We start from the raw sequence: 23,875 nt of genomic DNA, 5'->3' as shown, positions 1-23,875 counted from the left end.
ATCCATTGGATATGATTAGTTCCGTGCCTTGAGGAATCTTCGAAACCTCGCGGGGTGAAGCCCGGAATTCGACCTGAGGCGGTCCCAATAGAACTGTGACTAGAGGAAGACTCTCAGAAAGAAGAGAGCCTGGTGGTGCCACTGTGAGAATCTTCCTTGGATAGCCTGCGGCAGGCAGTCTTTGCACTTCCTTCATCGATACAAATGTGCCCTCTCCCAAACCACCCGGGGGAGCAAGATCTTGGCCAGCGTAGAGTCGTCGCCAAGCCCAGAGCGTTCGACTGTCGAAGACCCCGGTTTCCATGGTCCCTAGTGCTCGTTGAAGACTCAAGACATCGGACCCCTTGTCTTTCAAATGTAGGTCGCGATACAACGGAATTTCCAACGCCAAAAAAAACAGAGGTCGGTCTGCTACGGTAGCGACAAGGCTGCCATTTTCTAACACGTCACCTGGCTGCAGGAAAGTCCTAGTGACAACAGGACTTGATTCCCCGCCGACTTTTGTCCCGTCAATTGAAACAGTAGGTCCTTGCCTTACGGAAGCTTTCGCTACCAAGCCATCGGTTACTTGCCTTTCTTCGACAGCGGCGAAGATGGGGATGACTTCACGCGCTGTTGCCGCGAGTTTTCCCTCAGGCTGCTGGACGAGCTGTGCACATGCGAAGGCGGCCCCGGCCACTGCGATGTTTACGGTCAGAAAGACAATAGCCCGGCCAGGTCGGCTTACGGCACGGACTCGCACTGTTTCTCGCGGTGATAGGTCGCGGGAGTTCGCGTTTCGCTCTGAAATGTCAGTCTCACCCATTTACGATCTTCCGTGCCTTCTCGAGCGCTTCGTTTGCTTTATTCCGGTGGGCCAGAAGCTCTGCCTCGTGGTTACCTATATAGGAGGCTTGGTACTGCGCTTCAATGTCACCGATTTTTTGACGGAACAGAAGTTTTTCTTTGCACTTGACATCGATGACGGCAATGGGCATCTGCGCAGCAATGTCGTCCGGCGGATAGACAGGTAGAAATCCGGCTTCCTCATTGATCTCGAGTCCGCTAGCCTTCATACACGCCTGCCAGTCCTTAATAACGGCTTTCGTTCCGCTGTCCTTTTCCGTAGCGTCGTAGGCCTGTCTATATCCCTCTTCCACAACGGTTCGAGACGCGCCGAGTGGAGTCGATCTGGACCTGTACGTCGGCATGAACTGTACCTCAGTAAGACACTTTGACCAGGCTTCGTTCCTGGCAGGGATCGATTCCTCAAACTGTTTGTTGATGGCGTCACCTGCCGGATCGGGAATAATTCCGTATCCGAACTTCTCGGCGTAGTCCATTGACCATAGGCCGAATGTTCTGTCTGCTTGAACAGGTCTGGTTGCCCAATCCCTGCCAGCGTTGGGGTCCGAAAATCCAAACCTTTGAAGGCATCCGTCGAAGACTATCGCGTTCGCCTGGTCTATCAGTAACGCCTCACGGGGAGACAAGGTGTACTTATCTAACGGGAGAACTATGGTCATAGTTTTGTAGTCCAAGCTGGATTTCATTGACTTTAATTCGTCGGAGCTAAGCCCCGACGAGCAGCTTGAAACGGAAAGTGTCATTGCTAGACCTAGAAGCACGGTTGCGCGGAGCTTAATTTTCATTCCCTACCCCCAAGGTTCACGCCACAAGTGGTCGCAGTCGGTACTGTATCTGGTACTTTACATTCTTTTCATGAAGGATAGGTCTGGATGATGTATTTCGTCAGAAATAGCGGGCACCATATCTTTGAAACCTCGGTCGCAATGATCGGACCGTCGGGTCTTGTCTTTTCGCCACGCCTGTATGACAGACCCTTTACTAGGAGCCCCGGAGATCGCGACCCTATCCGATAGGCAGTAGCGCGGGCGTGATTGCTCCGCCGTGCGGAGGCCCAAATCGATGCTGCGGGACTCAATTGTCCAAGCCGGGCCCGTGCAGCGGAAGTCTTTCGCTCACCGGAGAAGACTGATCTTCAAGTCAGGCCTAATCAATAGTGTCCGGCGCGAGGAGACCAATAGAGGTTACTTCCGCTTCCTGTTCTTACGTTGCGGCTGGGCCCGCTGGGTCTTGGCTTCCACGGCAGTCGCGGCGGAAGCCTCGGCTGCTTCGGCTTCGGCCTTCTTTGCACCCAAGAGGGGCATTGCGGGCAGGCCCCTGGCTGCCCGGCGCTCGGCAAGAGCCTTCGCGGCGGGGGAACCCGGCGTAGGCATCCGGCGGATCACGAAGAACTGCTGTCCCATGGTCCAGAGGTTGGTGGTGGTCCAGTAGATCAGGACGCCGATGGGGAAGTTGATGCCACCCACCCCGAACACGATCGGCAGGATGTAGAGCATCATCTTCTGCTGGCGCATGAACGGGCTGGCCAGCGCCTCTTCGGACATGTTCTTGGCCATGATCTGCTTCTGCGTGATGAACTGCGAGGCCGTCATGGCCAGGATCATCACGATGGAAAGGATCCAAACTGCCGCCTCATTGCCGCTGGCGCCGCCGTGCAGCAGCGACGCCGACAGCGGGGCACCGAAAATGGTCGACTCGTCAAACTGCTTGACCTGCTCGGCGCTCATGGCGCCGATGCCTTGGCCGGCAGATTTGGCCGTGCTGATGCCCGAGAGCACCTGGAAGAGCGCGAAGAAGAACGGCATCTGGATCAGCATGGGCAGGCAGGCAGAGAACGGGTTGGTGCCGTGCTTCTTGTACAGCGCCATCTGTTCCTGCGCCATGGCCTGGCGGGACAGCTGGTCAGTCTTGCCTTTGTACTTGTCCTGCAGCTTCTTCAGGTCAGGCTGCAGCAGCTGCATGCCGCGCTGGGCCTTGATCTGCTTGACGAACACGGGAATCAGGGCGGCACGGATGACCAGCACGAGCCCGATGATGGACAGCGTCCACGTCCAGCCATTGGCCGCCGGCATGCCAATGGCGCTGAGTCCGTCATGGAAGCCCACCATGATGGCTGAGACCAGCCATTTGAATGGGGCCATGATTGTTCCAAAGAAGTCCATACGATATCCCTATTCGTCAGGCCGCAGAACGGCCTTCTCCATCAGGCTGAGGGCGACAAGCTTATGCGAGCAAAGCCTTGTGTCGTCTTGTGCGACCGATCACTTTGCCCTCTGAAAAGTAGTTGCATCACCTCACCCACCAACGGCGACGCCAGCGTGTCCAGCGCCTGGGGCGATCCTAGCCGTGGAGGACGGCTAACCCAAGGACGTAGGGCTATCAAGGAGGTGTGGCGGTGTTTAGCACGGTTCGCCGGAGCCCAGGGAACTGTCGGTAGGCGAGCCTCAGGGCGTTGGTCAGGCGTTCCTGGATGATCCGGTTGGACGGTCACTTGTTGGTCCGCTGCTAAGTTCGGTGGCTCAACCGGTCTCCTAGATGCACGTCCATGCCCGCGTCGCACGTTCGGCGGACCAGTGTTGGAATTTCTGCAAGATTGGGCTGGACATCTTCCGAAGTTGCGCGGGAGTCACTGTCGATAACGCGCTGAAGATCTACCAACGCGGTTCGGGCTGTCGTCGAAATATCCTTCAGGGACGTATTGACGGATTCCGGCTGATTTGGATGCAGATAACGTGCACCATCGGCCTGAGCTGCGATCACGGCCAGCGAGTGCGCGAGCACGTCGTGAAAGTCCCGCGAGATGCGCCTCCGCTCCTGTTCCACGACAAGTTCAATTTCGGCTCGTTGAAGGCTCGCCTGGGCCTCTTCAGCAGCTTGGAAGAGGCCCCTGCGTTCTTCAAATAAGCGAAGTGAAAGACCGACCAATCCAAAGCCCGTCGCTATCACTATGAGAACCGACAGGCAATGCCACCAGAAGCTAACCATTGCTTCGTTAGGCAGGTCCGAGACTCTGAACCACGATCCTCCTGAACCATACTGCCGGGACGCAGTGAGGAATGCCATGGCTCCGGCGAACAGGAGGTTCATCCCAATAGCCAAGATATGGACCCGGTATTTGCCCTTCCAGAGGATGAAAGCCAGCGCTATGAACGACCCTATGTGGACCTGCCACATTACTGAAGTCATCGGCGAGATTACCTTCAGTAGCTGGAGACTGAGTAGGACTGCCACAAACGCCAGGGATATGCGGGGCCAGCGCCCTGCGGTTGCGATCGCCAAAGTGAGTAGTGCGATGGCCGGAATGGGCCACATGCCAATGCGTACGCTCCCAAGGAATCCAAAATATGGATGAAACCAATACAGGCCGAAGGATGTACCGGCCAGAGGTGCAGACCATTCTCCAAGCTTCCCCAAGGCAGTTTCCATTTTTCAACCATATACACGGCTCTGCCGACTAAAGCAGGTTTCCGTTTGATCTCATACCAGAAGCCAAATTTTTCCATCCTTCTGGGCGGATCATCTGGACATAAACGTGCGAGTACCGCCGCCAACGTCGATACCCACCCGGTCGCGGTGTCGAACAGGACGCGGTGCCCGGCGCCCGCGACCCGGATCCCGATCCCGATCCCGATCCCGACAGCCAGGTGGGTTTTGCCGGTGCCGGGTGGGCCGAGCAGGACCACGTTCTTGGCTTCCTCCAGAAAGGCACCGGTGCCCAAAGCGCGACGAGGTTCCGGTCCGCGGCAGGCTGGTGGTCGAAGTTGAACTCGTCCAGCAGCTTGTGTCCGGGGAACCTCGCTGCCCTGATCCGCAGAGCGGCCCCGGGGGCTTCGAGTTCGGCGATCTCGCGGGAGAGGACAGCGGCGAAACTATACCTCGTCCGACCAGCCTGGCCCCGTGCCCCGGTCCCCGAGGAACCGCCAGCCGTCCGCGATCCGCGGGGCGCGCAGCGCGCGGGCGTAGTAATCGATGTCCTATACTGCCCCGTTCGCTAGCCGGCCCCGGCGACCTCACGGGCATCGTCGGAGATGGCGACGCCCGTGAGCTCGTCATGGATCGACAGGTCCTGTTCCTTCACCACCGTGGACCGTCCGTCGGCGCTCACGGTCACCTTTTCCAGGTCAGCTTCCACGCCCACGATCCGCCGATCGGACCCGGATCCAGGAAAAGTCGTTGGAAAGACCCGAAGACAGTAGTCCCGTGAGTCGTTCGCTGCTGCGGAAGACGACCGCCCCCCCCCCCGGTGACAACGTCCCCGTCACCCTACCGAGATGGTGGCATTGTATGGTAATTGCTGGGGGCGCCATCTTGCTGAGTGGATTGTTTTCCGGTGCTTAGTCACTGCAGCGGATCAGTCGCTGTGCCCCCTGACTCTCACCATCGGGCAGGCAAGGAACCACAACTAGGGTGTGTCTCCTTATTGGCGTAGCCAAAAGACGACGGCTTAGAGGACGACGCCGGCACGGAAGGTCAGCGCGAGTTTGTCGTAACGGGTGGCGATGGCCCGCCATTGCTTGAAGAGGCTGAAGGACAGTTCGACAGCATTGCGGCCATTACTAGGTCTCGGAATAGGTCTCGGAATCGCAGCCCACAGGACGCCCGCCGCGAGAGCCGCTGCGCTTCCTGTGCCGGATCTGGTCGGAGGGTTCGGGAATCACCGCTTTGATGCCTGGCGACGCAGCAGGGACCGGTTCGCCCGCGACGAACGCCCGGCGCGCGCCGATGCCCCGGGATAGCCGTCGAGTCGGCATGCGAGACCGGCAAACGCTCGCCAAGAGCTGTGCTAAATCTGGTGCTTAGCCTGTGCCAAGAGAGGTTAGGCTGCTCAAACTTCCCTTGCACCGTAAGGACTTCAGCTAATTCGTAATACCCCCGCCAAGTAGCAAGGCCCCTGCTTTCCTTTGTTTATAAGGGAAGCAGGGGCCTTTGCTTTGCCCGGCACGGCCCGGCCCGGGCTCATTGGCAACGCAGCGGCAACGAAGCTGCGGGCATTAGTGCTCGGCTTCTTCAGCAGCCTTCTTGGCGTTTTTCTCGGCGTCCTTCTCGGCGCGCAGAGCCTCCGTCTCGTGCTGTTCCTCGGCTTTTTCCTGGTGGATGACCTCTGCGAAGAGCTTCTCCATTTCCTTGGCCACGCCGGCGGCCGAGGCCGGGTTCTGGCCGGTCACCAGCCGGCCGTCAACCACGACCTTCTCCTTAAAGACATCAGCGGAGACGTGGGTGGCGCCCTGTTCCTCAAGTCGGTCGGCCAAGAAGAACGGGATGACCTTGTCCTTCCCTGCGGCAACCTCCTCGTCGTTGGTGAAGGCGGCAACCTTTCGGCCCTCGACGAGGCGGAACCCGTTCTTCAATTCCACGTTCAGCAGGCCGGCCGGTCCATGGCAGACCGCGCCCACCAGCCCGCCGGCGTTGTAGATGCTGGCAACCAGATTCTGCAAGCCTTCGCTGTCCGGGAAGTCCCACATGGTGCCGTGGCCTCCCACCAGGAAGACGGCGTCGTACTGATCGGGATCAACTACGTCGACCCGGGCCGTGTTGTAGAGGCCGGCGCGCGTGGTCTCGTCCTCCGTGAAGGCCACCTGGATGGGATCCTTTGAGTCCACGTCGTCGCGCGGGGGCTGGCCGCCCTGGATGGACGCGAAGTCGACGAAATGCCCGGAATCCTTGAAGACCTTCCAAGGATGTGCGGCTTCGGCCACGTTGTAGCCGGTCTTCTCGCCCGTATCGCCGATCTCGGAAACGCTGGTCAGAACCATGAGAATCTTCTTCATGAAGTGCTCCTTTCGTCTACGTTCCACCCTACGCCCAGCCCAATTCTGGCCCTTCTACGCGAATAGGACGCTCCGAGACGGCCAGTCGTCGCAGTTCTCCAGGACCCAGTTCTGGGCGCGCCAGATGACGTTGTAGAGGTTGTAGGGTGCGCCAGCCGCTCAGGGCTCGCCGTCGAGGCTCTCCATCTCCAGGCAGGCCTCTTCATAGGAAACGTCGCCGTTCCGGAAGGCCTGCTCCAGTTCCTTGGCCCGGCGCCGCGAATAGGCCGTGCTGAGGGTTCCCGTCATGCCGGCCTCGAGATAGTCGAGGCGGGAGTGGGTGGGCTGCTGGTCCCGGGTGATCAAGTGCCGGCGGATCGACTTCGGGAACCAAGTGCCAGGATGCATCAAACGATGCGCATAGGCTCTGGGATCGACTAAGTACATGCTTCCATGGTTCAACTCTCCGCTGAGAAGAGCATGAGTATCGTCTGGGTAGTAGGGATTAGGCGCACAACGTGCCGGGCGGGCCCGTGACTTTCAACTGCTTCGCGGAGACGGTGACCCGCGGCGCGGGAGAACTCCTGGGGCTGGCGGCGGTGTTCCGGAGCGCCTGCCGATACGCGGAAAGATAGGACTTCCCGAGGAACTCGATGCCAACGCGGGAGAAGTGGATTCTCTCGCCCGGGTTGACGCCGCCGGCCATGGATTTTGCGAAGCCGGTGTAGGCGACCCTGGACGGGGTTTCGCGGTGGGCTCGATCGATGTTGGCCGCGCCCGGTGTAGCTGCGATGCCTTCCGGCGCCAGTCCCCCAACAACAAAAGGGAGTTTTGGGGAAAGGAGACGCGAGCGGAAGAACGCGATCAGTTCGTCAAGTTTCGCCGCGTAGGCCGCCATGGATATGGCGGAGTTGCTTTCGCCCTGGTGCCAGAGGACGCCTTTGAGGTCCACGCTGTAGCCGGCTGCTTTCGCGGCTGCCATGCCCTGCAGAGTCTGGGCAACAGCCAGGGCCGGGAGATCGAACTCCGGATCGACCGCTACGCCGACAGACCACGACAGCTTGTCCTGTGCTGTGGTGAACGCCGTGGCTCCGTGGGCGGCAGGAATGATGAGCACACCCACGTTGGGCGGCTGGGTCTTCAGGTATTCGCGGGCAAAGGTTGTTGCCGGGGAGATCCCGGTTGCCACGTCATGCATGTCCAGGGGGACCGTCGCGGGGCGGAATGTCCGGATCTTCGCCCCGAACTGGAAGATGCGCGGGTCGGCCGGGTCATACGCGCCGCCGGCCGGAAGGCCGCGCCCGGACATGTTCGACTGCCCGGCGGCCAGGAACACATGCAGGACCGTGACGTCCCCAGTTGGCGCCGAAGGAGTGGGCTCGGCCGGCCCTTGCGGCGCCGGAGGAGTGGTCTCCGCCGGCCCTTGCGGGGGCGACACCGGCACCAGCACAAGCGTGAGTGCCGCGATCAGTAGGAGCCGGAGAAAAATGGATACCGGCCGGGAGCGGACAAATGCCACTATGTACCGTGCCTCCAGATAGCTGCGCCGCCAATGTGGACTGGTGCCCGCGGGTTTGCGGGCCAGCCAATGCTACACGGCACCGCTGGAGACAGCGCTTCCCCGTTCGGGCGTGGGCCCAGCCCGCCCCCGAACGGGTTCAAGGCCGCCTCCTGGCTACGCGCGGCCTCCCGGCTACCCCCGAACGATCACCACATCCAGGGCCCGCTGATCCAGGTTTGCGGGCGGGTGGCGTCGAGCCGGCGGAGGGCCTCGGGCAGGATGGCGATGATGTCCCCGGCCCGAATAATGCAGATGTGGCGGTCCGGGACGAGGCTGATGACCCGGCGTCCCTGGTCCGGGCCGGCGTCGAGGATGATGGTGCCGGTTTCGGCCACCGCGACGGCGCTGCCGGTCACCACGGCGTCCACACCGTCCAGTTCCTGGACGCTGAGCCGCTGCCCGGGCGCGTCGGCCACGCGGCGGTCGGGAACCGCCGTCGTGCGCGTCCGCCTCCGCGAAGAGGGACTGGTCCAGGCCGTGCGGGACGGCGTAGCGGTCGGTGCCCTCGAGCAGGGTGGCGAGACGCCGGGGCACCGCCGCCGCTTCCTCAACGAAGACGTTCGCCTTGTAGTCCAGGAGCCGGTCCGTCAGCAGCTCGATGAGCGCCTCCTCGCCCAGTCCGGAGGAGCGCCGGTAGCCGCGGGGCACCTTGGCCACGGCCGGGGCGTCCCGGAGTGCGGAGCGGATCCGGTCGAGTATTTCTTCGCGCGCGTTCACGGGGTCTCCTCGTCGCCGGTTGCATCCGTCGGGCCAGCCGGGGCCCGGTGTTCCTTGCCCCACCATTGCCGGAACGACTGTCCTGGCGGTGCGGGGATGTCCCGGCTCGGGGTCCAGCCGGCGGCGATGCCCGGCAGTTTGGTGATTTTTCGATCCGGGCCGGCAGCCACGCGGCCAAGGGGCAGCGCCACCTCCTCAGCGTCGGCTCGGTGCGCCCGGCGTTCGTCGGCGGCCCTTTCACGCTGCAGCAGGTCAAGGACCGCCACCGGGGCGCCGCCGATGCGGCGGAACAGGCGGGGGTCCCCATTCAACTGTTCGAAACGCCTGACCTGAAATTCGAGCGCGGCCGCCAGATCGGCGATCTGATCGGAAATCTCCAGCCAGACAAGCGGCCGGATGCCGTGTTTGCCGCCAACGACCAGCTGGCCCTCGGGCTATTGCAGTCCTTCACCGCCAACGGGCTCCGGGTGCCCGAGGACATCGCCATTGTCGGCTTTGACGACATCGACCCGCAGAGCTCCTGTTCAACGAGATTGCCGACGAGACCGGCCACGTGCACAGCCAAGTGGTGTTCACGCCGGAACTCGTCGCCAGGCAGAGCACCCGGCGCCGCTAGCAGCATCGCGGCCCCGGCGCACACCCGGGCCACGGCGTCGTCTAGGCTCGCTTCCGCCGGGCCCATTGACCGGGGGCGCCCGGCTGAGTACGGTCGCGTGCATCGATCCGTGCCGGCCGCGGCTTCACCCGCGGACGGGGAACATGCCGGGAGGCTCCGATGGGCAGCGCAGACTATGAATTCCGGACCGTCTGGCGCGTGGCGGGGACGCCGGAGGAAGTCGCGGCCGTCCTGGGCGATGCCATGGCCATGCCCCGCTGGTGGCCTTCCGTCTACCTCAGCGCTGAGCCGGTGGCGGGCGGGCCGGAACCCGGTCCCGGCATTCCCCGCCCCACCCGCCTCCACACGAAAGGCTGGCTGCCCTATACGCTCCGCTGGACCCTCACCGTCACGGAGCCGGTCACTCCCCGAGGTTTCGCCCTCACCGCGGCCGGCGATCTCAACGGCACCGGCCGGTGGACTTTCGAGCCGGACGGACCGGAAACAGTCATCACCTACGACTGGCGGGTCAGCGCCGCCAAGCCCCTGCTGCGCCGGCTGAGCTGGCTGTTCAAGCCCGGTTTCGCCGCCAACCACCGCTGGGCGATGGCCCGCGGCCAGGAGAGCCTCGCCTTGGAGCTGCGCCGACGCCGGGCCACGGCGGGGCGCAACGGGCCGGGAACCCCCACCATTCCACCGCCGCCCCCGCCCACCTTTGCGTGGCTGTCGCGGGGGCGCAATCCACTCTCCCGCGGCCGGCGCTGAGGCGCACCTGAACGCCTAGCGCTGCACACCAAGTTGACCGGAGTCCTAGCGTCTGGACTCCTGCACAACGGGAAGGCAGTGCGTCATTCACTTGACCATTGAGGCGGCTGGGGTTCCCACGGTTAGCTGGATCACATCATCGTTTGCCCGTAACCGTTCAGGAATCCTCATGACATTGCAGAAGAACCGGCCCTCAAGCCGCCCCGCACAGTGGGACGACGTCGAGATCGGCGACGCCGTCCACGTCCACCGGGACGGCCGCCTGGAACACGCGGGACGCGTGGACACCCGCACCGCCGACGGCGCCGTCGTGTGGGTGGTTTCCAAGGTCGGGCACCGGCGGCTGTTCCATGTCGCTGACGGCTTTGAACTGAGCGTCGCAGACCCCGAAGGAGCCCGCCATGCTGACCACTGATCGCCGGGAAGCCACCATTCAGCGGTTAACCACGGTCCAGCGGCCAAACACCGCCGACTCCTGCCCGGATGACTGCCACTACTGCTCAGGCCCCGAGACTGACTAGCTGCAGCGGCTCCTCAGCCACCTGACCTCGGCTGATGCCCGGAAATCACAATCCGGGCATCAATCGGGCCCGGCTGCCGTGGCATCGTTGACTAAGGCAACGGCGAGCATAATGGTTGAGCCATGAGGTCTCAGCGAATGAAGCACGCACTGGTTGTGACATCGGCTGCCGCGGCGGCCCTCCTCCTTAGCAGCTGCGGGGGCAGCTCTGCGCAGCCCCAGCCAGCCACCTCCCCGCCCACCCCGTCCGTCAGCGCATCGAGCGAGCCAACGGCCTCCGGCGCGGCAACGGAATCCTCGCCCGCCGCCGCGTCCTCGCAGGCCGCCCAGGCCGGCACCGCGCTGTGCAAGGCGGACAGCCTGACGGCAACAACCGACTCCAGCGGCGGCGGCGCGGCGGGCAGCATTTACATGCAGCTGATCGTAACCAACTCCGGCACCGAACCGTGCCTGTTGAAGGGCTATGCGGGCGTATCACTCACAACCGGTGCCGACGGCGAGCCGATCGGAGCTGCCGCCACCCGCGACGACTCAACCCCGGTGGTAGATGTCCTGCTCGCCCCGGGCAAGGCCGGCGCCGCCACACTGCGCTACACCCAGGCTGCGAACTACCCTGATTGCAGTCGGATGCAGGCGGCCGGATTCCGGGTCTACCCGCCCAATGACACCGCCTCACTGTTCCTGGCGCAGCAGCTGGACGCCTGCACGAACACCGACATCAACCTTCTGACCATCGGAGCTTTCCAGCCGAAGTAGCACCGGGCCCCGGACGTCCCGAGATCCGCCCGCCACGAAGCGCCTGGCACGCCAGTGCCCGCCCGCTCCCCGTGGTTGTGCCCGGCTAATAGTGTCAGTGGGGTAGGGCATGATGGAGGAATGAAGGGGCAGGAGCTCGCCGGCGGCGCACTTTCGGCCAACGCCATGGACCGGTTCAGCCGACCGACCCGGGATTGGTTCCTGGGCGCTTTTTCCGCGCCCACCCCGGCCCAGAACGGCGCCTGGAATGCCATCTCCTCCGGAGCGCACGCCCTCGTCGTCGCCCCCACCGGCTCCGGCAAGACGCTTGCCGCATTCCTTTGGGCACTCGACCGGCTGCTCGTTTCCGCCCCCGCCGAGCCCGAGCCCCTGCCCGGCCTTGCCACCGCTGCCAAAGGCGGGCGCCGGACGGCACCGCAAGGAAAATCAGCGAAGCGGAAGACGCGCGTACTGTACATCTCGCCGCTCAAGGCCCTCGGCGTCGACGTCGAACGCAACCTCCGCGCCCCGCTTATCGGCATCACGCAGACCGCCAAACGCCTGGACCTGCCCGCGCCGCTCATTACCGTGGGCGTCCGGTCCGGGGACACGACGGCGGCCGACCGCCGCTCGCTGCTCAGCCACCCGCCCGACATCCTCATCACCACCCCGGAATCGCTCTTCCTGATGCTGACGTCCAAGGCCCGGGAAACCCTCAGCGAGGTCGACACGATCATTGTCGACGAAGTCCACGCCGTCGCCGGCACCAAGCGAGGGGCCCATCTTGCGGTGTCGCTGGAACGGCTGGACGCGCTGCTGCCCAAGCCCGCCCAACGTATCGGCCTGTCGGCCACCGTGGAACCCAAAGAACTAGTGGCACAGTTCCTCGCCGGGTCCGCGCCGGTGGAAATTGTGGCCCCTCCGTCACGGAAGAACTGGGACCTGACCGTCTCTGTCCCCGTGGAGGACATGTCCGACCTTCAGGGCGCCGCGGCGGCCTTCGATTCCGGTCCCGCCTCCGGGCTCCAGCCCCAGGCCTCCATCTGGCCCCACGTGGAGGAAAAGATCGTGGACCTGGTGCTGGCCAACCAGTCCACCATCGTGTTCGCGAACTCCCGCCGCCTCGCCGAACGGCTGACCGCCCGGCTCAACGAGATCTACACCGAACGCCAGCTCATGGCAGCCGGCGGCGGCTGGGCCGACTTTGGCGCCGGCGCCCCGGATTTCGAGGCCGCACCGAATCTCACGCCGACTGGCGTACCCAATCCCATACCCAGCACGGTGCCGTCCGGCGGTGCCGCTGCACTGCCCACGTCCACCGCCACGCCGGCCCATATGATGGCCCAGGCCGGCAGCACCACCGGCGCGGATCCCGTGCTGGCCCGCGCCCACCACGGCTCCGTATCCAAGGACCAGCGCGCCCTGATCGAAGATGACCTCAAATCCGGGCGGCTGCGCTGCGTCGTGGCCACGTCCTCCCTCGAGCTTGGCATCGACATGGGCGCCGTGGACCTGGTGGTGCAGGTCGAGTCACCGCCCTCGGTGGCCAGCGGCCTGCAGCGGGTGGGCCGCGCCGGCCACCAAGTCGGCGAAATCTCCCAAGGCGTGTTGTTCCCGAAACACCGGGCAGACCTCGTCCACACGGCCATCACCGTGGAACGGATGCTCGACGGCAAGATCGAGCGGCTCAGCGTACCGGCCAACCCGCTGGACATCCTGGCCCAGCAGACGGTCGCCGCCACAGCCCTGGGCGCCATCGACGTGGAGGAATGGTTCGCCACAGTCCGGCGGTCAGCGCCGTTCGCCTCGCTCCCCCGGTCCGCGTTCGAGGCCACCCTGGACCTGCTGGCCGGACGCTATCCCTCGGACGAATTCGCCGAACTGCGTCCGCGGGTCATCTGGGACCGGAACGCCGGGACCATCGAAGGCCGGCCCGGCGCGCAGCGGCTCGCTGTCACCTCCGGCGGGACCATTCCGGACCGCGGGCTGTTCGGCGTCTACATCATCGGCAGCGAGGTCGAGGGCACCGGCGGTTCGGGGTCCGGCGGTGCCAGTGCGGACGGCAGGGCGGCCAGCCCGGCCGCCGCCGCGGCCAAGGGCGGGCGCCGGGTGGGTGAACTCGACGAGGAAATGGTCTACGAATCCCGGGTCGGGGACATCTTCGCCCTCGGCGCCACCAGCTGGAAAATCGAGGACATCACCCACGACCGTGTCCTGGTTTCGCCGGCGTTCGGCCAGCCCGGCAAGCTCCCGTTCTGGAAGGGCGATTCGCTCGGCCGGCCCGTGGACCTGGGCCGCGCCCTCGGTGCGTTCATGCGCGAACTGGCGGCGTCCGACATCGGGCCGGCAACCGAGCGGTGCAAGGCCAGCGGACTGGACGACTTCGCCGCGAACAACCTGATCCAGTACCTCGCCGAACAACGGCTCGCCACCGAGGTGGTCCCCAGCGACACGACTCTTGTGGTGGAACGCTTCCACGACGAGCTCGGCGACTGGCGCGTGGTGCTGCACAGCCCCTTTGGCCTGCCCGTGCACGCGCCATGGGCGCTGGCCGTGGGCCAGCGCCTGCACCAGCGCTACGGCATGGACGGCTCGGCCATGGCCGCCGACGACGGCATCGTGCTGCGGGTGCCCATGATGGAAGACGAGCCGCCGGGCGCCGAATTGTTCCTGTTCGACCCGGAGGAACTCGAGCAGATCGTGACGGCGGAGGTCGGCGGCAGCGCCCTCTTCGCCTCCCGGTTCCGCGAGTGCGCCGCCCGCGCGTTGCTGCTGCCGCGGCAGAACCCGGGCAAACGGCAGCCCTTGTGGCAGCAGCGGCAGCGCTCGGCTCAGCTGCTGGATGTTGCCCGGAAGTACCCGGCGTTCCCGATTGTGCTCGAGACGGTGCGCGAGTGCCTGCAGGATGTCTACGACCTTCCCGCGCTGAAGGACATCGCCGCCTCGGTGGAGCGCCGCGAGCTCAGGATCGTCCAGACCACCACCCAGCAGCCCTCCCCGTTCGCGAAGTCCTTGCTGTTCGGCTACGTGGCGCAGTTCCTCTACGAGGGTGACTCGCCGCTGGCGGAGCGCCGTGCCGCCGCCCTGGCCCTCGATTCCACCCTGCTCAATGAACTCCTGGGCCGCGTGGAGCTGCGCGAACTGCTGGATGCGAAGGTCATCGACGCCACCGAGCGCGAACTGCAGCGTCTGGCCCGGGACCGGCAGGTGCGCGGCCTCGAAGGCGTCGCGGACCTCCTGCGCCTCCTGGGGCCGCTCTCGCCGTACGAAGTTGCCGCCCGCCTGGAGCCGGCGCCGGACCCTGCCGCGGCTACCGAGACCGGCGGCGGGACGGCCGAGACCGCCGAGCCTGACGGAGAGACCTCAGGGACCGTTCCGGAGGTTGGGCGGGTCGAAACCCCGGCAACCGAAGCCGACGCAGCTGCCCACCTCGCCGCCCTGCAGAGAGCCAACCGGGCGATCAAGGTCAACATCGGCGGGATCGAACGCTTTGCGGCGGTCGAGGACGCCGCCCGGCTCCGGGATGCCCTCGGCGTCCCCCTGCCCATGGGCGTGCCGTTGGCCTTCATCGAACCGGTCGCGGACCCGCTCGGTGACCTCGTCTCGCGCTACGCCCGCACGCACGGGCCCTTCACCGCCGCCGAGGCCGCGGCTCGGCTGGGACTCGGCGTCGCCGTCGTCGGGACGGCGCTGAAGCGGCTGGCCGCTGACGGCCGCGTGGTGGAAGGCGAATTCCGTCCGCACGCGCCGCCGCCGGCCGGCACGGCGGCAGATACTGCAGGCAGCCCTGCCGGACCCGTCGACGCGGCAGCACCGACGGCCGCGTCCGTCGTTCTGCCTCTGGCCGGTGTGAGCGAATGGTGCGACGCCGAGGTCCTCCGCAAGCTGCGCCGCCGGTCGCTCGCCGCGCTCCGCGCCGAAGTCGAACCCGTGGACGCCGCCGCGTACGGCCGGTTCCTTCCCGCCTGGCAGAACGTGCGGACCCCCGGCGGCCGCGGGCAGTCCTCCCTGCGCGGCCTGGACGGGATCATCACGGCCGTCGACCAGCTGTCCGGCGTGCCCATTCCGGCCTCGGCATGGGAACCACTGGTCCTGGCCAGCCGGGTCTCCAATTACCAGCCGGCCATGCTGGACGAACTCATGGCCGCCGGTGAAGTCCTCTGGTCCGGTGCCGGATCGCTGCCCGGCAACGACGGCTGGATCAGCCTGCACCTAGCCGATTCCGCCGAGCTGACGCTGAACCCTGCCATCGATTTCGAACCCGGCGCCGCGCAGCAGCGGCTCCTGGAGCACCTGCAGAACAACGGCGGCGGCTACTTCTTCCGGCAGCTGACCGAGGTGGCCGGCGGCATGGACTCGGTGCTCAGCGACCAGGACGTGGTGACGGCACTCTGGGATCTCGCCTGGGCGGGCCGGGCTACCGGCGATACCTTTGCCCCCGTCAGGGCCCTCATCGCCGGAGGCCACACCGCCCACCGGCAGGTGGGGCGCGCCCCGCGGGCCAGGGCGCCGAGGCTGAGCCGGCTCGGACGGGCCCACGGTACCGGCCTGCTGGGATCGCCGGGCCTCACCGGCGGCCGGTACGGCTCCTTGACCGGCACCGCCCCCGCACCCGCGCTTGCCGCCGGGCGCTGGTCCGCGCTGCCCTCCCCCGAGCTCGATCCCACCATCCACGCCCGGGCCACCGCCGAGCTCCTCCTGGACCGCTACGGCGTGGTCACCCGCGGTTCGGTCATGGCGGAGAACATCCTCGGCGGCTTCGGCCTCATGTACAAGGTGCTCGCACGCCTTGAAGAGGCCGGACGCTGCCGGCGCGGGTACTTCATCGAGCACCTCGGTGCGGCGCAGTTCGCCGTGCCGGCCACGGTGGACCGGCTGCGGTCCTACGTCGAGGACGCCCAGCTGCACAAGGCCGAGCCCGTGGCGCTGGCCCTGGCCGCGACCGATCCCGCCAACCCGTACGGCGCCGCACTCCCCTGGCCCGCGCTCAACGTAGACGCCGGCACAGGCCACCGCCCCGGCCGGAAGGCCGGCGCCCTGGTGGTGCTGGTCGACGGCGCCCTGGCGCTCTATGTGGAGCGCGGCGGCAAGACCCTGCTCGCGTTCAGCGACGACCCCGACGTTCTGTCCGCGGCCGGGTCGGCGCTGGTAGGGGTGGTAACCCGCGGCGCGGTGGACAAGCTGATCATGGAAAAGGTCAACGGCCACGGCATCCTGGACACGCCCATGGCGGCCGCGCTCGCCCAGGCCGGGGCCTACTCCACCCCGAAGGGACTGAGAATCCGTGCCTGAGGGCGATTCCGTCTTCCGCGCCGCGGCGCAGCTGCATGCTGCACTGGCCGGCAAGGAACTGGTGTCCTCCGATTTCCGGGTCCCCCGTTTCGCCACTCTGAAGCTCGGCGGCTGGACCGTGGACGAGGTGGTACCCCGCGGCAAGCACCTGCTGATGCGCGTGCAGGGCCCGACGCCGAAGGACCGGCTTACCATCCACTCACACCTGAAGATGGAAGGCAGCTGGCAGGTCTACCCGCCCGGTGGCCGCTGGCGGAAGCCCGGCTTCACGGCCCGCTGTGTGCTGCGCACCGCCACGGCCGACGCCGTCGGGTTCTCGCTCGGCATTCTTGAGGTGGTCCGCACCGACCAGGAGGACTCCATCGTGGGGCACCTCGGCCCGGATTTGCTGGGCCCTGACTGGGACGCGGCCGAGGCCGAACGCCGGCTGCTCGTCTCCCCGGACGTCCCCATCGGAATCGCCCTGCTGGACCAGAGCAAGCTGGCGGGAATCGGAAACATCTACCGCTGCGAGGCCTGTTTCCTCGCCGGAGTCCATCCGGCGTCGCCCGTCTCCGTGGTGAAGGATCTTGCGGCCTTGATCACCGATGCCCAGATCCTGCTCTCGGCCAATCTCGGCGCGGGCCGCCGGACCACTGTGCTGAACGCCCGGGGCGTACCTGTGGGCCGCACCGCCGGGCGCCCCGGCTACTGGGTCTACCGGCGCGAGCACCAGCCGTGCCTCAAATGCGGCACCCCTATCCGCCGCGGAGTCCTCGGCAAGGACGCCGGCATAGAGGAACGGGACATTTACTACTGCCCCACCTGCCAGCCGTACGCCGTGCCGGAGAGCGCCGGCTGACGACGTCCCGAAGGCGGATCAGCCTGTCCGGCCGCCGGATGCCGCCGCCGGCACCGCCGTCCCGGCAACCGCCGTCCCGGCAACCGCAACCTCCGGTTCAGCCCCGGCCGGTTCTGCCAGCCCGGTTCCCGCCGGTTCAGCCTTCGCCGCTACAGCCGCGGCCAGTTCAGGCGCAGCGAATTCAGTCTCCGCCGCTTCAGCCGCAGCCAGTTCAGGGGCAGGCGCGGCGGCAGGACGCGCCTCTGGAACGGTGAACCGCGGCAACAGCAACTGCACCAGCGGCCCGATCGCCAGCGCGTAGAGCACCGTGCCCACACCGACCGAACCGCCCAGCAGCCAGCCGGCGCCCAGCACCACGATTTCGATGCCGGTCCGCGACGTTCGTATCGACCAGTCGGTGCGGCGGGCGAGCCCCGTCATCAGGCCGTCGCGCGCCCCGGGCCCCAGCCGTGCGCCGATGTAGCAAGCCGAGGCGATGCCGTTGAGCAGGATGGCCCCCACGAGCATGCCGATCTGCCCGCCGAGATGCGTGACCTCCGGAATGAGGGCCAGGCCGACGTCGGCGAAGACTCCCACGAGCACGGCGTTGCACAGCGTGCCGACGCCGGGCCACTGCCGGAGCGGAATCCACAGGAGCAGCACGAGGAAGCTGACTATCACCACGACGGTGCCGATGCTCAAACCGGTCTTGATCGCAAGGCCTTGGTGAAACACGTCCCAGGGGTCCAGGCCCAGCCCCGCGCGGATGAATATGGCGAGGGAAAAGCCGTACAGGGCAAGGCCAATGAGGAGCTGGAGGAGTCTGCGAGTCAACATGGTGTCCATCCTCCAAGAAAACTGGCCTTGCAATCCATAGCCAGTCTGAAATACTGGCCTGATGTCAGTCTCCTTGACTCCGGGCTCCCTGGCTCGCCTGCTGGGTGAGTGGAACCTCGGCGCCGCCCCCGCCTACCGCGAGCTCGCCGACGTCGTCCGCCTGCTCATCCTCGACGGCCGCGTCGCCCTCGACGTTGCCCTGCCCAGCGAGCGGTCGCTGGCCGATACTCTCGGCATCAGCCGCACCACGGTGACCGCCGCCTACAGCCTGCTGCGGGACCAGGGTTTTCTCAGCAGCGGCCAGGGCAGCCGCGGCCGGACCTGCATTCCGCACCGCGGACCGCGGGGAACCGCCGCGGATGGCCGGTCCGAACTCAGCGGGGCGCCCGGACTGGCCATTCCGGACGGGCTGCTGGACCTTGCCTACGCCTCGCTGCCAGCCAGCGGCGAGGTGGTGCACCGGGCTTTTGCCGCGGCACTGACCGAACTGCCGGCACTGCTGCCGGGTTTCGGTTACGACGCACTGGGGGTGGGCCCGCTCCGCGAAGCCATTGCGGCCCATTACACCGCCGCAGGGGTTCCCACAACGGCCGGACAGATCCTGGTCACCTCCGGCGCTCAGCATGCCCTGAACATTGTGCTCCGCACCCTGGCAGGCCGCTCGGGGACAAAAGTACTCGTGGAACATCCGAGCTACCCGAACGCCCTCGATGCAATCCGTGCCGCGGGCTGCCGGCCCGTCCCGGTGGCCATGCCCCCGGCTCGCCAGGGCGGCAGGACCGGCTGGGACATCGAGGCCATGGAATCAGCGCTGCTGCAGCAGCGGCCCGCGATGGCCTACGTGGTCCCCGACTTCCACAACCCCACCGGCCGGCTGATGCCGGATACCGAACGCCGGCAACTGGTCCGGGCGGCATCCGCGTCGGGCACTGTGCTGGTGGTGGACGAAACCATGCGGGAGCTCAACCTCGACGGCGCGCGCTCCACGCCCTTGGCCGCGTTCGGCCCGGCCGTGGTGTCCATCGGTTCGCTGAGCAAGTCGCACTGGGCGGGGTTGCGGACCGGGTGGATCCGGGCCGGCGAGTCACTCATCCAGCGCTTCGCCGCCGCCCGAACCACCATGGACCTGGGCGGCCCTGTTGTGGAACAGCTCGCCGCGGCCCATCTCGTCAACAACCTCACGGAGCCCCTTCCCGAAAGGCTCGCCTCGCTCCGTACCAACCGGGACGCGCTGCTGGGGCTCATCGCCGAAAACCTGCCGACGTGGCAGGCGGAGCGGCCCGACGGCGGACTGTCGGTCTGGTGCCGGCTGCCCGGCCCTCTCAGCACGGCAATGACGGTCATCGCCCCGGACTTCGGCATCCGTCTGGCGGCCGGCCCCAGGTTTGGTGTTGGCGGCGCCTTCGAACACTATCTCCGCGTGCCGTTCACACTGGCTCCGGAGCAGCTGAGGACGGCAGTGCTGGCGCTGCGCTCAGCCCAGGACCGGCTGGAGGCGTCCCCACAGCTGCGGCGCGACCTCACCAGTCCGCCCGCCGTCGCCATCGCCTAGATCCCAATGGCGCCGCACGCCCGCAGGCCCGCGCTGTGACGCCGGTATTTTCTGGCGCTGCGCAATCCTCTCGATGCTGCGCAAATGCCCTGTCGACTCCCGAATTCGGGTGTCGACAGGGCATGTGCGCGTCGCAAAGCAGGATGCGCGACGCAGGATGCGCGACGCGGGGTTAGGCGTAGACCTTGTCCAAGAATCCGGCCCAGGCTTTCGCCGTCGCCTCGGAATTCCCGCTGCCGCTGAAGTCGTGGACCGTCATCCCGACCGGCGCTCCGAAGGCGTTGCGGCCGAAGAAGCGGTACATCGTGTCAGCGGTCCGCAGCCCGAGGAAGTTTTCGTTGGAGAAGTCCACTTCGCCGGTGAGCGGCCCGACGCCGTCGAGCTCCAGGTCCACCGTGTCCCCTTGGGCCGAGCCGGCGACGCCCAAAGCCTTCTTGAGCCGGTCGAAGCCGTCCGGGGTCTGTGAGGCGGCGGGGGCCTGGACGTCCGTGAAGACCACGGCCTTGCCGTCGAAGTACTGCAGGTACTGGCCCAGGGTGTGCAGATAGAACGCCGTGTGCTTGCTGGCGCCGTCGTACTGCTCGTCCCAGTTGTCCGCGAAGATGCCGCTGTGCACGTAATGCAGCCGTGCACGGTCGCCGTCGAGCGGTTCCAGGACGTGCTCCAACTGGTTGAACCAGCCGTCCGGACCGTCCATCCGGGACACGAGATGGGAGGGATATTCGTCAACGGTCCGCACCGCCGGCCACTGGTCGGTGGGGAACATCCAGGCCGGGGTGTCCTTGGTGACGGCCTCCCACACGCGTTCCGGGGTGCCGGGCAGTTCGGTGTCGTAGACGATTTCGAAGTTCCGCTTGTCAGTCATTGTCCTGCTCCTTAGCTTTCGGGTTTGTCTCTTGTGGGCTTGCAGTGTGTTCGCTTGCGGGCGCCGCTTTGGTTGCCGGCGCCTTCAAGGACGGGTGGAGCGCGACGACGAGCCGGTGCTTACGTCCCACCGGCGGCGAACCCGCCGGGGAAACCGCCGGGACGCCACGGCCGCCGTCGTGGTATTTGTCCACGAGCCGGGTCACGGCGACGCCGAGCTCCTCGGCGAAGGCTGCCCGGTCCGCCGCAGAGCGGAAGGTGATCTCGCCGTCGATGGCGAAGGTGGCGAGTTTCTGCCTGGCCGAGGCCGCCCCGGCGATCAGCTGTCCCACCTCCTGGACCATGCGGGCGGCGAGCGCCAGCAGCCAGAACGCGGAAAAGCGGTCCGAGAACCGGTGCGGATCCGGCGCCACGGAGGCCAGTGCCGCCGGCGAAATCAGGTACGACGCCGCCGTCGCCTGCAGGATGCGTTCGGTGACGTTGCCGCGCCGCCGCTCCTCGATGAGCTCGACGAGCCCATGCCGCTCGAGGGCCTTGAGGTGGTAGTTCACCTTCTGCCGCGGCAGGCCCACCTTCGCGGCGAGCTGTGTTGCGGATCCGGGCTCGGCCAGCTCACGCAAGATCCTGGTCCGGATGGGGTCCAGCGAAGCCTCTGCCGCGGCCGGATCCTCGATCACTTCGATGTCCAACATGCTTCCAGTCTGCTTGCCGACAATTTAATTTGTCAAGAACTTTTTTCTGTTCGGCGGCTAGGGCGGCACGGTCCTCGAGTTCGCCGGAAGCGTGCGAGACCGCACGAAATTTACGGCGACCCCGCAGGCTTCCAGCGAACTCGAGCGTGAGAAGGGCGGGGGCGGCCGCGCATGGGCATGGCAGGCGGGGACGGGCACGGGGCGGACGCGTGCGGGGCGGAGGGCGTGGGCGGCAGGGACGGGCGGGGCGAGAGGCCGGACACGTAGAATAGTCCGGTGATGCAATCCCCCCTCCCTGTGCGCGACGGCGTCAACGCGACCCGCCTGCGCCTGCCGGACGAGGGGCCCTGGGAGACCGCGCTGGACTACATGATGCACCGCTGGGGGCATATCGATCCCCAGGGCATCGAGGAACGGTTCGATGCCGGCGAGATCGTGGGCGAGGCCGGGGTCACCCTGGACCGCACCACGCCGCTGCAGGACCACACCTTCATCTGGTACTACCGCACGCTGCCGCCGGAGACCCGGATCCCGGTGGAGCTGAGCATCCTGCACCAGGACGATCACCTGCTGGTCGTGGACAAGCCTCACTTCCTGCCCACCACACCCGGCGGGACGTACATCCAGGAATCGGCGCTGGTCCGGCTCCGGAACCAGCTCGGCCTCCCGGACCTGATCCCCATGCACCGCCTCGACCGCATGACGGCCGGCATCCTGCTGCTCTCCACCAACCCCGAGACACGGGGCAAGTACCAGGTACTCTTCGAAAAGCGCCAGGTCCAGAAGGAATACGAGTGCGTGTCCGCCGCGGAGCCGGCGCGTGGCCATCCCGCCGTGGACTTCCCCGTGGTGGTGCGGAACCGGATGACCAAGTCCCGCAGCTATCTGCTAGCCGAGGTGATTGACGGCGAACCCAACGCGGAAACCCGGATCGAGCGGCTGCGCACATTTGACCCGGCCGACGGAACGGGCGAAGGTTCGGCTGCCGGCCAAGACGTCTCAAGCGAGCCGGCCGCCGGACTCCGCGGAGAAAACGACGTAGAAAACGACGGCGGACCCCAACGCCGTGCGCTGTACCGGCTGGAACCGCACTCAGGAAAAACCCACCAGCTCCGCGTGCACATGGCCTCACTGGGGCTGGGGATTGTCAACGATGCGTTCTACCCGGAGCTGCTGGACAAAGCCCCGGACAATTACGCCAGGCCCCTACAGCTCCTGGCCCGCGGGATCCGCTTCGTGGACCCCATCTCGGGGAGCCCGGTGGAGTACCGCAGCAGACTGGAACTGAGCGAAGCACGCTAGCAGCGCGAAGTGCGGTACCTTGTGCCCATGGACTTCGGAAATGCGGACAGCTGGGGCGCCGCGATCTATTTCTGGATCTTCCCCTTCGTGATTGGCGACGCCATTTTCCCGCCTGTCCCCTCAGAGATGCTCGTCATCACCGGAGGCGCGCTGTCGGCTGAGGGCCACATCAACGCGTTCCTTGTGGTGCTCCTGGCCACGGTGTCCTCATGGCTGGGTGACCTGCTCGTCTTCGAACTCTTCAAACGGCGGCTGAGCCACGTGCTCGACCGCTGGAAATGGGGCCTGCACTTCCACGCCGCCGTGCACGCGGCAATCGCGAGGGCGGGCCGCTCCTCCACCTACGGCGCGATTATCGGCGTCCGGTTCATCCCAGGCGGCCGGCTGGCGACCACGGCGGCGGCGGGCATTGCCAACGTCTCCACGCGCGGGTTCAGTCTCTGCGCGGCGATCGGCGGCTTGCTCTGGGCCAGCTGGTCCGTGGCGCTGGGCTACTTCACGGGCTCCGCCACCGGGCTCCCGTTCTGGGCGAGCTCCCTGATCGGCGTCGGCGTCGGGCTGGTGATCGGCGCCGTCGTGGGCGTGATCGTCACGCGGCGCCGGGGCAGCCCCTCCCCCGTGGAGTCCAACGCAGCAGACCCGGACGAGGAACTGGACTTCTAGACGCCCGACTTTTCAAACAGGTGCCCAGCGGCCGCGGCTGCGGCGCAGCACGGTCAGGGTTCCGGTGAGCGCAACGCGTTCGACGGCGTCGCGCATCATGGCTGCCGATTCCAGCGCCTGGCTGTTTTCGGCGCTGTACGCGGTGGCATCGACCAGGAAACGCAGGTTCAGCTGCGGCACGCCGCCGGCGAGCTCCAGCTGGTGCGATTCAACATGGTGCCGCGTCCCGAGGGCTTCGATGGCTGCGGCCATGACAGCTTCGGGAGCGGTGCCCGGCTTGAGCCCGGTGATCTTGAGTCTGGTCTGGAACGACGGCATGGAACAACCCTAGCGGCGCGCCGCCGCCCTCCCCGTTTTCCGCCCCAAA

General features: G+C 66.2%; 19 protein-coding genes and 5 pseudogenes. 9 read left to right on the top strand and 15 right to left on the bottom strand.

What is annotated here, in order from left to right; genetic code table 11:
• Window positions 1-797: 797 nt before the first annotated feature.
• The 11 genes and pseudogenes from ACFVTM_RS03765 to ACFVTM_RS03715 all read right to left on the bottom strand — a co-directional run.
• Window positions 798-1,631, bottom strand: coding sequence for a hypothetical protein (locus tag ACFVTM_RS03765; protein ID WP_390202020.1), 834 nt, complete (start codon window positions 1,629-1,631; stop codon window positions 798-800).
• 399 nt (window positions 1,632-2,030) lie between these two features.
• Window positions 2,031-3,008, bottom strand: a complete 978-nt coding sequence (gene yidC, locus ACFVTM_RS03760) for a membrane protein insertase YidC (RefSeq protein WP_390202019.1) — start codon at window positions 3,006-3,008, stop codon at window positions 2,031-2,033.
• 343 nt (window positions 3,009-3,351) lie between these two features.
• A complete protein-coding gene (locus ACFVTM_RS03755; protein ID WP_390202018.1) occupies window positions 3,352-4,272 on the bottom strand; it encodes a sensor histidine kinase in 921 nt (306 codons plus the stop codon).
• A 134-nt stretch (window positions 4,273-4,406) separates the two neighbouring features.
• Window positions 4,407-4,565: pseudogene (locus tag ACFVTM_RS03750) on the bottom strand (ATP-binding protein); the annotation flags it as partial.
• A 272-nt stretch (window positions 4,566-4,837) separates the two neighbouring features.
• On the bottom strand, window positions 4,838-4,978 hold the full coding sequence (locus ACFVTM_RS03745; protein ID WP_390202017.1) for a hypothetical protein: 141 nt from the start codon (window positions 4,976-4,978) through the stop codon (window positions 4,838-4,840).
• A 312-nt stretch (window positions 4,979-5,290) separates the two neighbouring features.
• Window positions 5,291-5,395, bottom strand: a pseudogene (locus ACFVTM_RS03740) (IS5/IS1182 family transposase); the annotation flags it as partial.
• Between the two features lie 442 nt (window positions 5,396-5,837).
• Window positions 5,838-6,614 carry a type 1 glutamine amidotransferase domain-containing protein gene (locus ACFVTM_RS03735; protein ID WP_390202016.1) on the bottom strand — a complete coding sequence of 259 codons (777 nt, stop codon included), beginning with the start codon at window positions 6,612-6,614 and terminating at the stop codon, window positions 5,838-5,840.
• 159 nt (window positions 6,615-6,773) lie between these two features.
• Entirely contained in the window at window positions 6,774-7,001 is a 228-nt protein-coding gene (locus ACFVTM_RS03730) for a hypothetical protein (protein WP_390202015.1), read from the bottom strand.
• A gap of 97 nt (window positions 7,002-7,098) precedes the next feature.
• Entirely contained in the window at window positions 7,099-8,112 is a 1,014-nt protein-coding gene (locus ACFVTM_RS03725; protein ID WP_390202014.1) for a sialate O-acetylesterase, read from the bottom strand.
• Between the two features lie 188 nt (window positions 8,113-8,300).
• A complete protein-coding gene (locus ACFVTM_RS03720; protein ID WP_390202013.1) occupies window positions 8,301-8,570 on the bottom strand; it encodes an LUD domain-containing protein in 270 nt (89 codons plus the stop codon).
• A 297-nt stretch (window positions 8,571-8,867) separates the two neighbouring features.
• Window positions 8,868-9,065: pseudogene (locus tag ACFVTM_RS03715) on the bottom strand ((4Fe-4S)-binding protein); the annotation flags it as partial.
• 15 nt (window positions 9,066-9,080) lie between these two features.
• Here ACFVTM_RS03715 and ACFVTM_RS03710 point away from each other — a divergent pair.
• The 6 genes and pseudogenes from ACFVTM_RS03710 to ACFVTM_RS03685 all read left to right on the top strand — a co-directional run.
• Window positions 9,081-9,323, top strand: a pseudogene (locus ACFVTM_RS03710) (substrate-binding domain-containing protein); the annotation flags it as partial.
• Window positions 9,324-9,646: 323 nt separating this feature from the next.
• The gene (locus tag ACFVTM_RS03705) at window positions 9,647-10,231 is read left to right on the top strand and encodes an SRPBCC family protein (protein ID WP_390202012.1); all 585 of its coding nucleotides are present in this window, start codon (window positions 9,647-9,649) and stop codon (window positions 10,229-10,231) included.
• A gap of 169 nt (window positions 10,232-10,400) precedes the next feature.
• Window positions 10,401-10,646 carry a hypothetical protein gene (locus ACFVTM_RS03700; RefSeq protein ID WP_390202011.1) on the top strand — a complete coding sequence of 82 codons (246 nt, stop codon included), beginning with the start codon at window positions 10,401-10,403 and terminating at the stop codon, window positions 10,644-10,646.
• A 243-nt stretch (window positions 10,647-10,889) separates the two neighbouring features.
• A complete protein-coding gene (locus ACFVTM_RS03695; protein WP_390202010.1) occupies window positions 10,890-11,507 on the top strand; it encodes a DUF4232 domain-containing protein in 618 nt (205 codons plus the stop codon).
• 120 nt (window positions 11,508-11,627) lie between these two features.
• Window positions 11,628-16,778 (top strand): DEAD/DEAH box helicase, encoded by a 5,151-nt coding sequence (locus ACFVTM_RS03690; RefSeq protein ID WP_390202009.1) that lies wholly within the window; start codon window positions 11,628-11,630, stop codon window positions 16,776-16,778.
• On the top strand, window positions 16,771-17,619 hold the full coding sequence (locus ACFVTM_RS03685) for a DNA-formamidopyrimidine glycosylase family protein (protein WP_390202008.1): 849 nt from the start codon (window positions 16,771-16,773) through the stop codon (window positions 17,617-17,619). The genes ACFVTM_RS03690 and ACFVTM_RS03685 overlap by 8 nt, the downstream gene beginning before the upstream one ends.
• 189 nt (window positions 17,620-17,808) lie before the next feature.
• Here ACFVTM_RS03685 and ACFVTM_RS03680 read toward each other — a convergent pair.
• A pseudogene (locus ACFVTM_RS03680) lies at window positions 17,809-18,435 on the bottom strand (YitT family protein); the annotation flags it as partial.
• Between the two features lie 61 nt (window positions 18,436-18,496).
• Between ACFVTM_RS03680 and ACFVTM_RS03675 the strand changes: the two are divergent.
• On the top strand, window positions 18,497-19,987 hold the full coding sequence (locus ACFVTM_RS03675; RefSeq protein ID WP_390202007.1) for a PLP-dependent aminotransferase family protein: 1,491 nt from the start codon (window positions 18,497-18,499) through the stop codon (window positions 19,985-19,987).
• Between the two features lie 172 nt (window positions 19,988-20,159).
• On the opposite strand, the gene ACFVTM_RS03670 is transcribed toward ACFVTM_RS03675, so the two are convergent.
• The gene (locus tag ACFVTM_RS03670) at window positions 20,160-20,852 is read right to left on the bottom strand and encodes an SRPBCC domain-containing protein (RefSeq protein WP_390202006.1); all 693 of its coding nucleotides are present in this window, start codon (window positions 20,850-20,852) and stop codon (window positions 20,160-20,162) included.
• A complete protein-coding gene (locus ACFVTM_RS03665) occupies window positions 20,845-21,543 on the bottom strand; it encodes a helix-turn-helix domain-containing protein (protein WP_390202005.1) in 699 nt (232 codons plus the stop codon). Before ACFVTM_RS03665 ends, ACFVTM_RS03670 begins: the two co-directional genes overlap by 8 nt.
• Window positions 21,544-21,822: 279 nt before the next feature.
• Between ACFVTM_RS03665 and ACFVTM_RS03660 the strand changes: the two genes are divergently transcribed.
• The gene (locus ACFVTM_RS03660) at window positions 21,823-22,845 is read left to right on the top strand and encodes an RluA family pseudouridine synthase (protein WP_390202108.1); all 1,023 of its coding nucleotides are present in this window, start codon (window positions 21,823-21,825) and stop codon (window positions 22,843-22,845) included.
• Between the two features lie 27 nt (window positions 22,846-22,872).
• Window positions 22,873-23,508 (top strand): DedA family protein, encoded by a 636-nt coding sequence (locus ACFVTM_RS03655; RefSeq protein ID WP_390202107.1) that lies wholly within the window; start codon window positions 22,873-22,875, stop codon window positions 23,506-23,508.
• Window positions 23,509-23,520: 12 nt separating this feature from the next.
• On the opposite strand, the gene ACFVTM_RS03650 is transcribed toward ACFVTM_RS03655, so the two are convergent.
• Complete coding sequence (locus tag ACFVTM_RS03650) at window positions 23,521-23,826, bottom strand: hypothetical protein (protein ID WP_390202004.1); 306 nt, start codon at window positions 23,824-23,826, stop codon at window positions 23,521-23,523.
• Window positions 23,827-23,875: the final 49 nt, after the last annotated feature.

The sequence above is a fragment of the Arthrobacter sp. NPDC058130 genome, from assembly GCF_042884475.1.
GTDB lineage: Bacteria > Actinomycetota > Actinomycetes > Actinomycetales > Micrococcaceae > Arthrobacter.
This window is presented reverse-complemented; position numbering and strand designations above follow the sequence as displayed.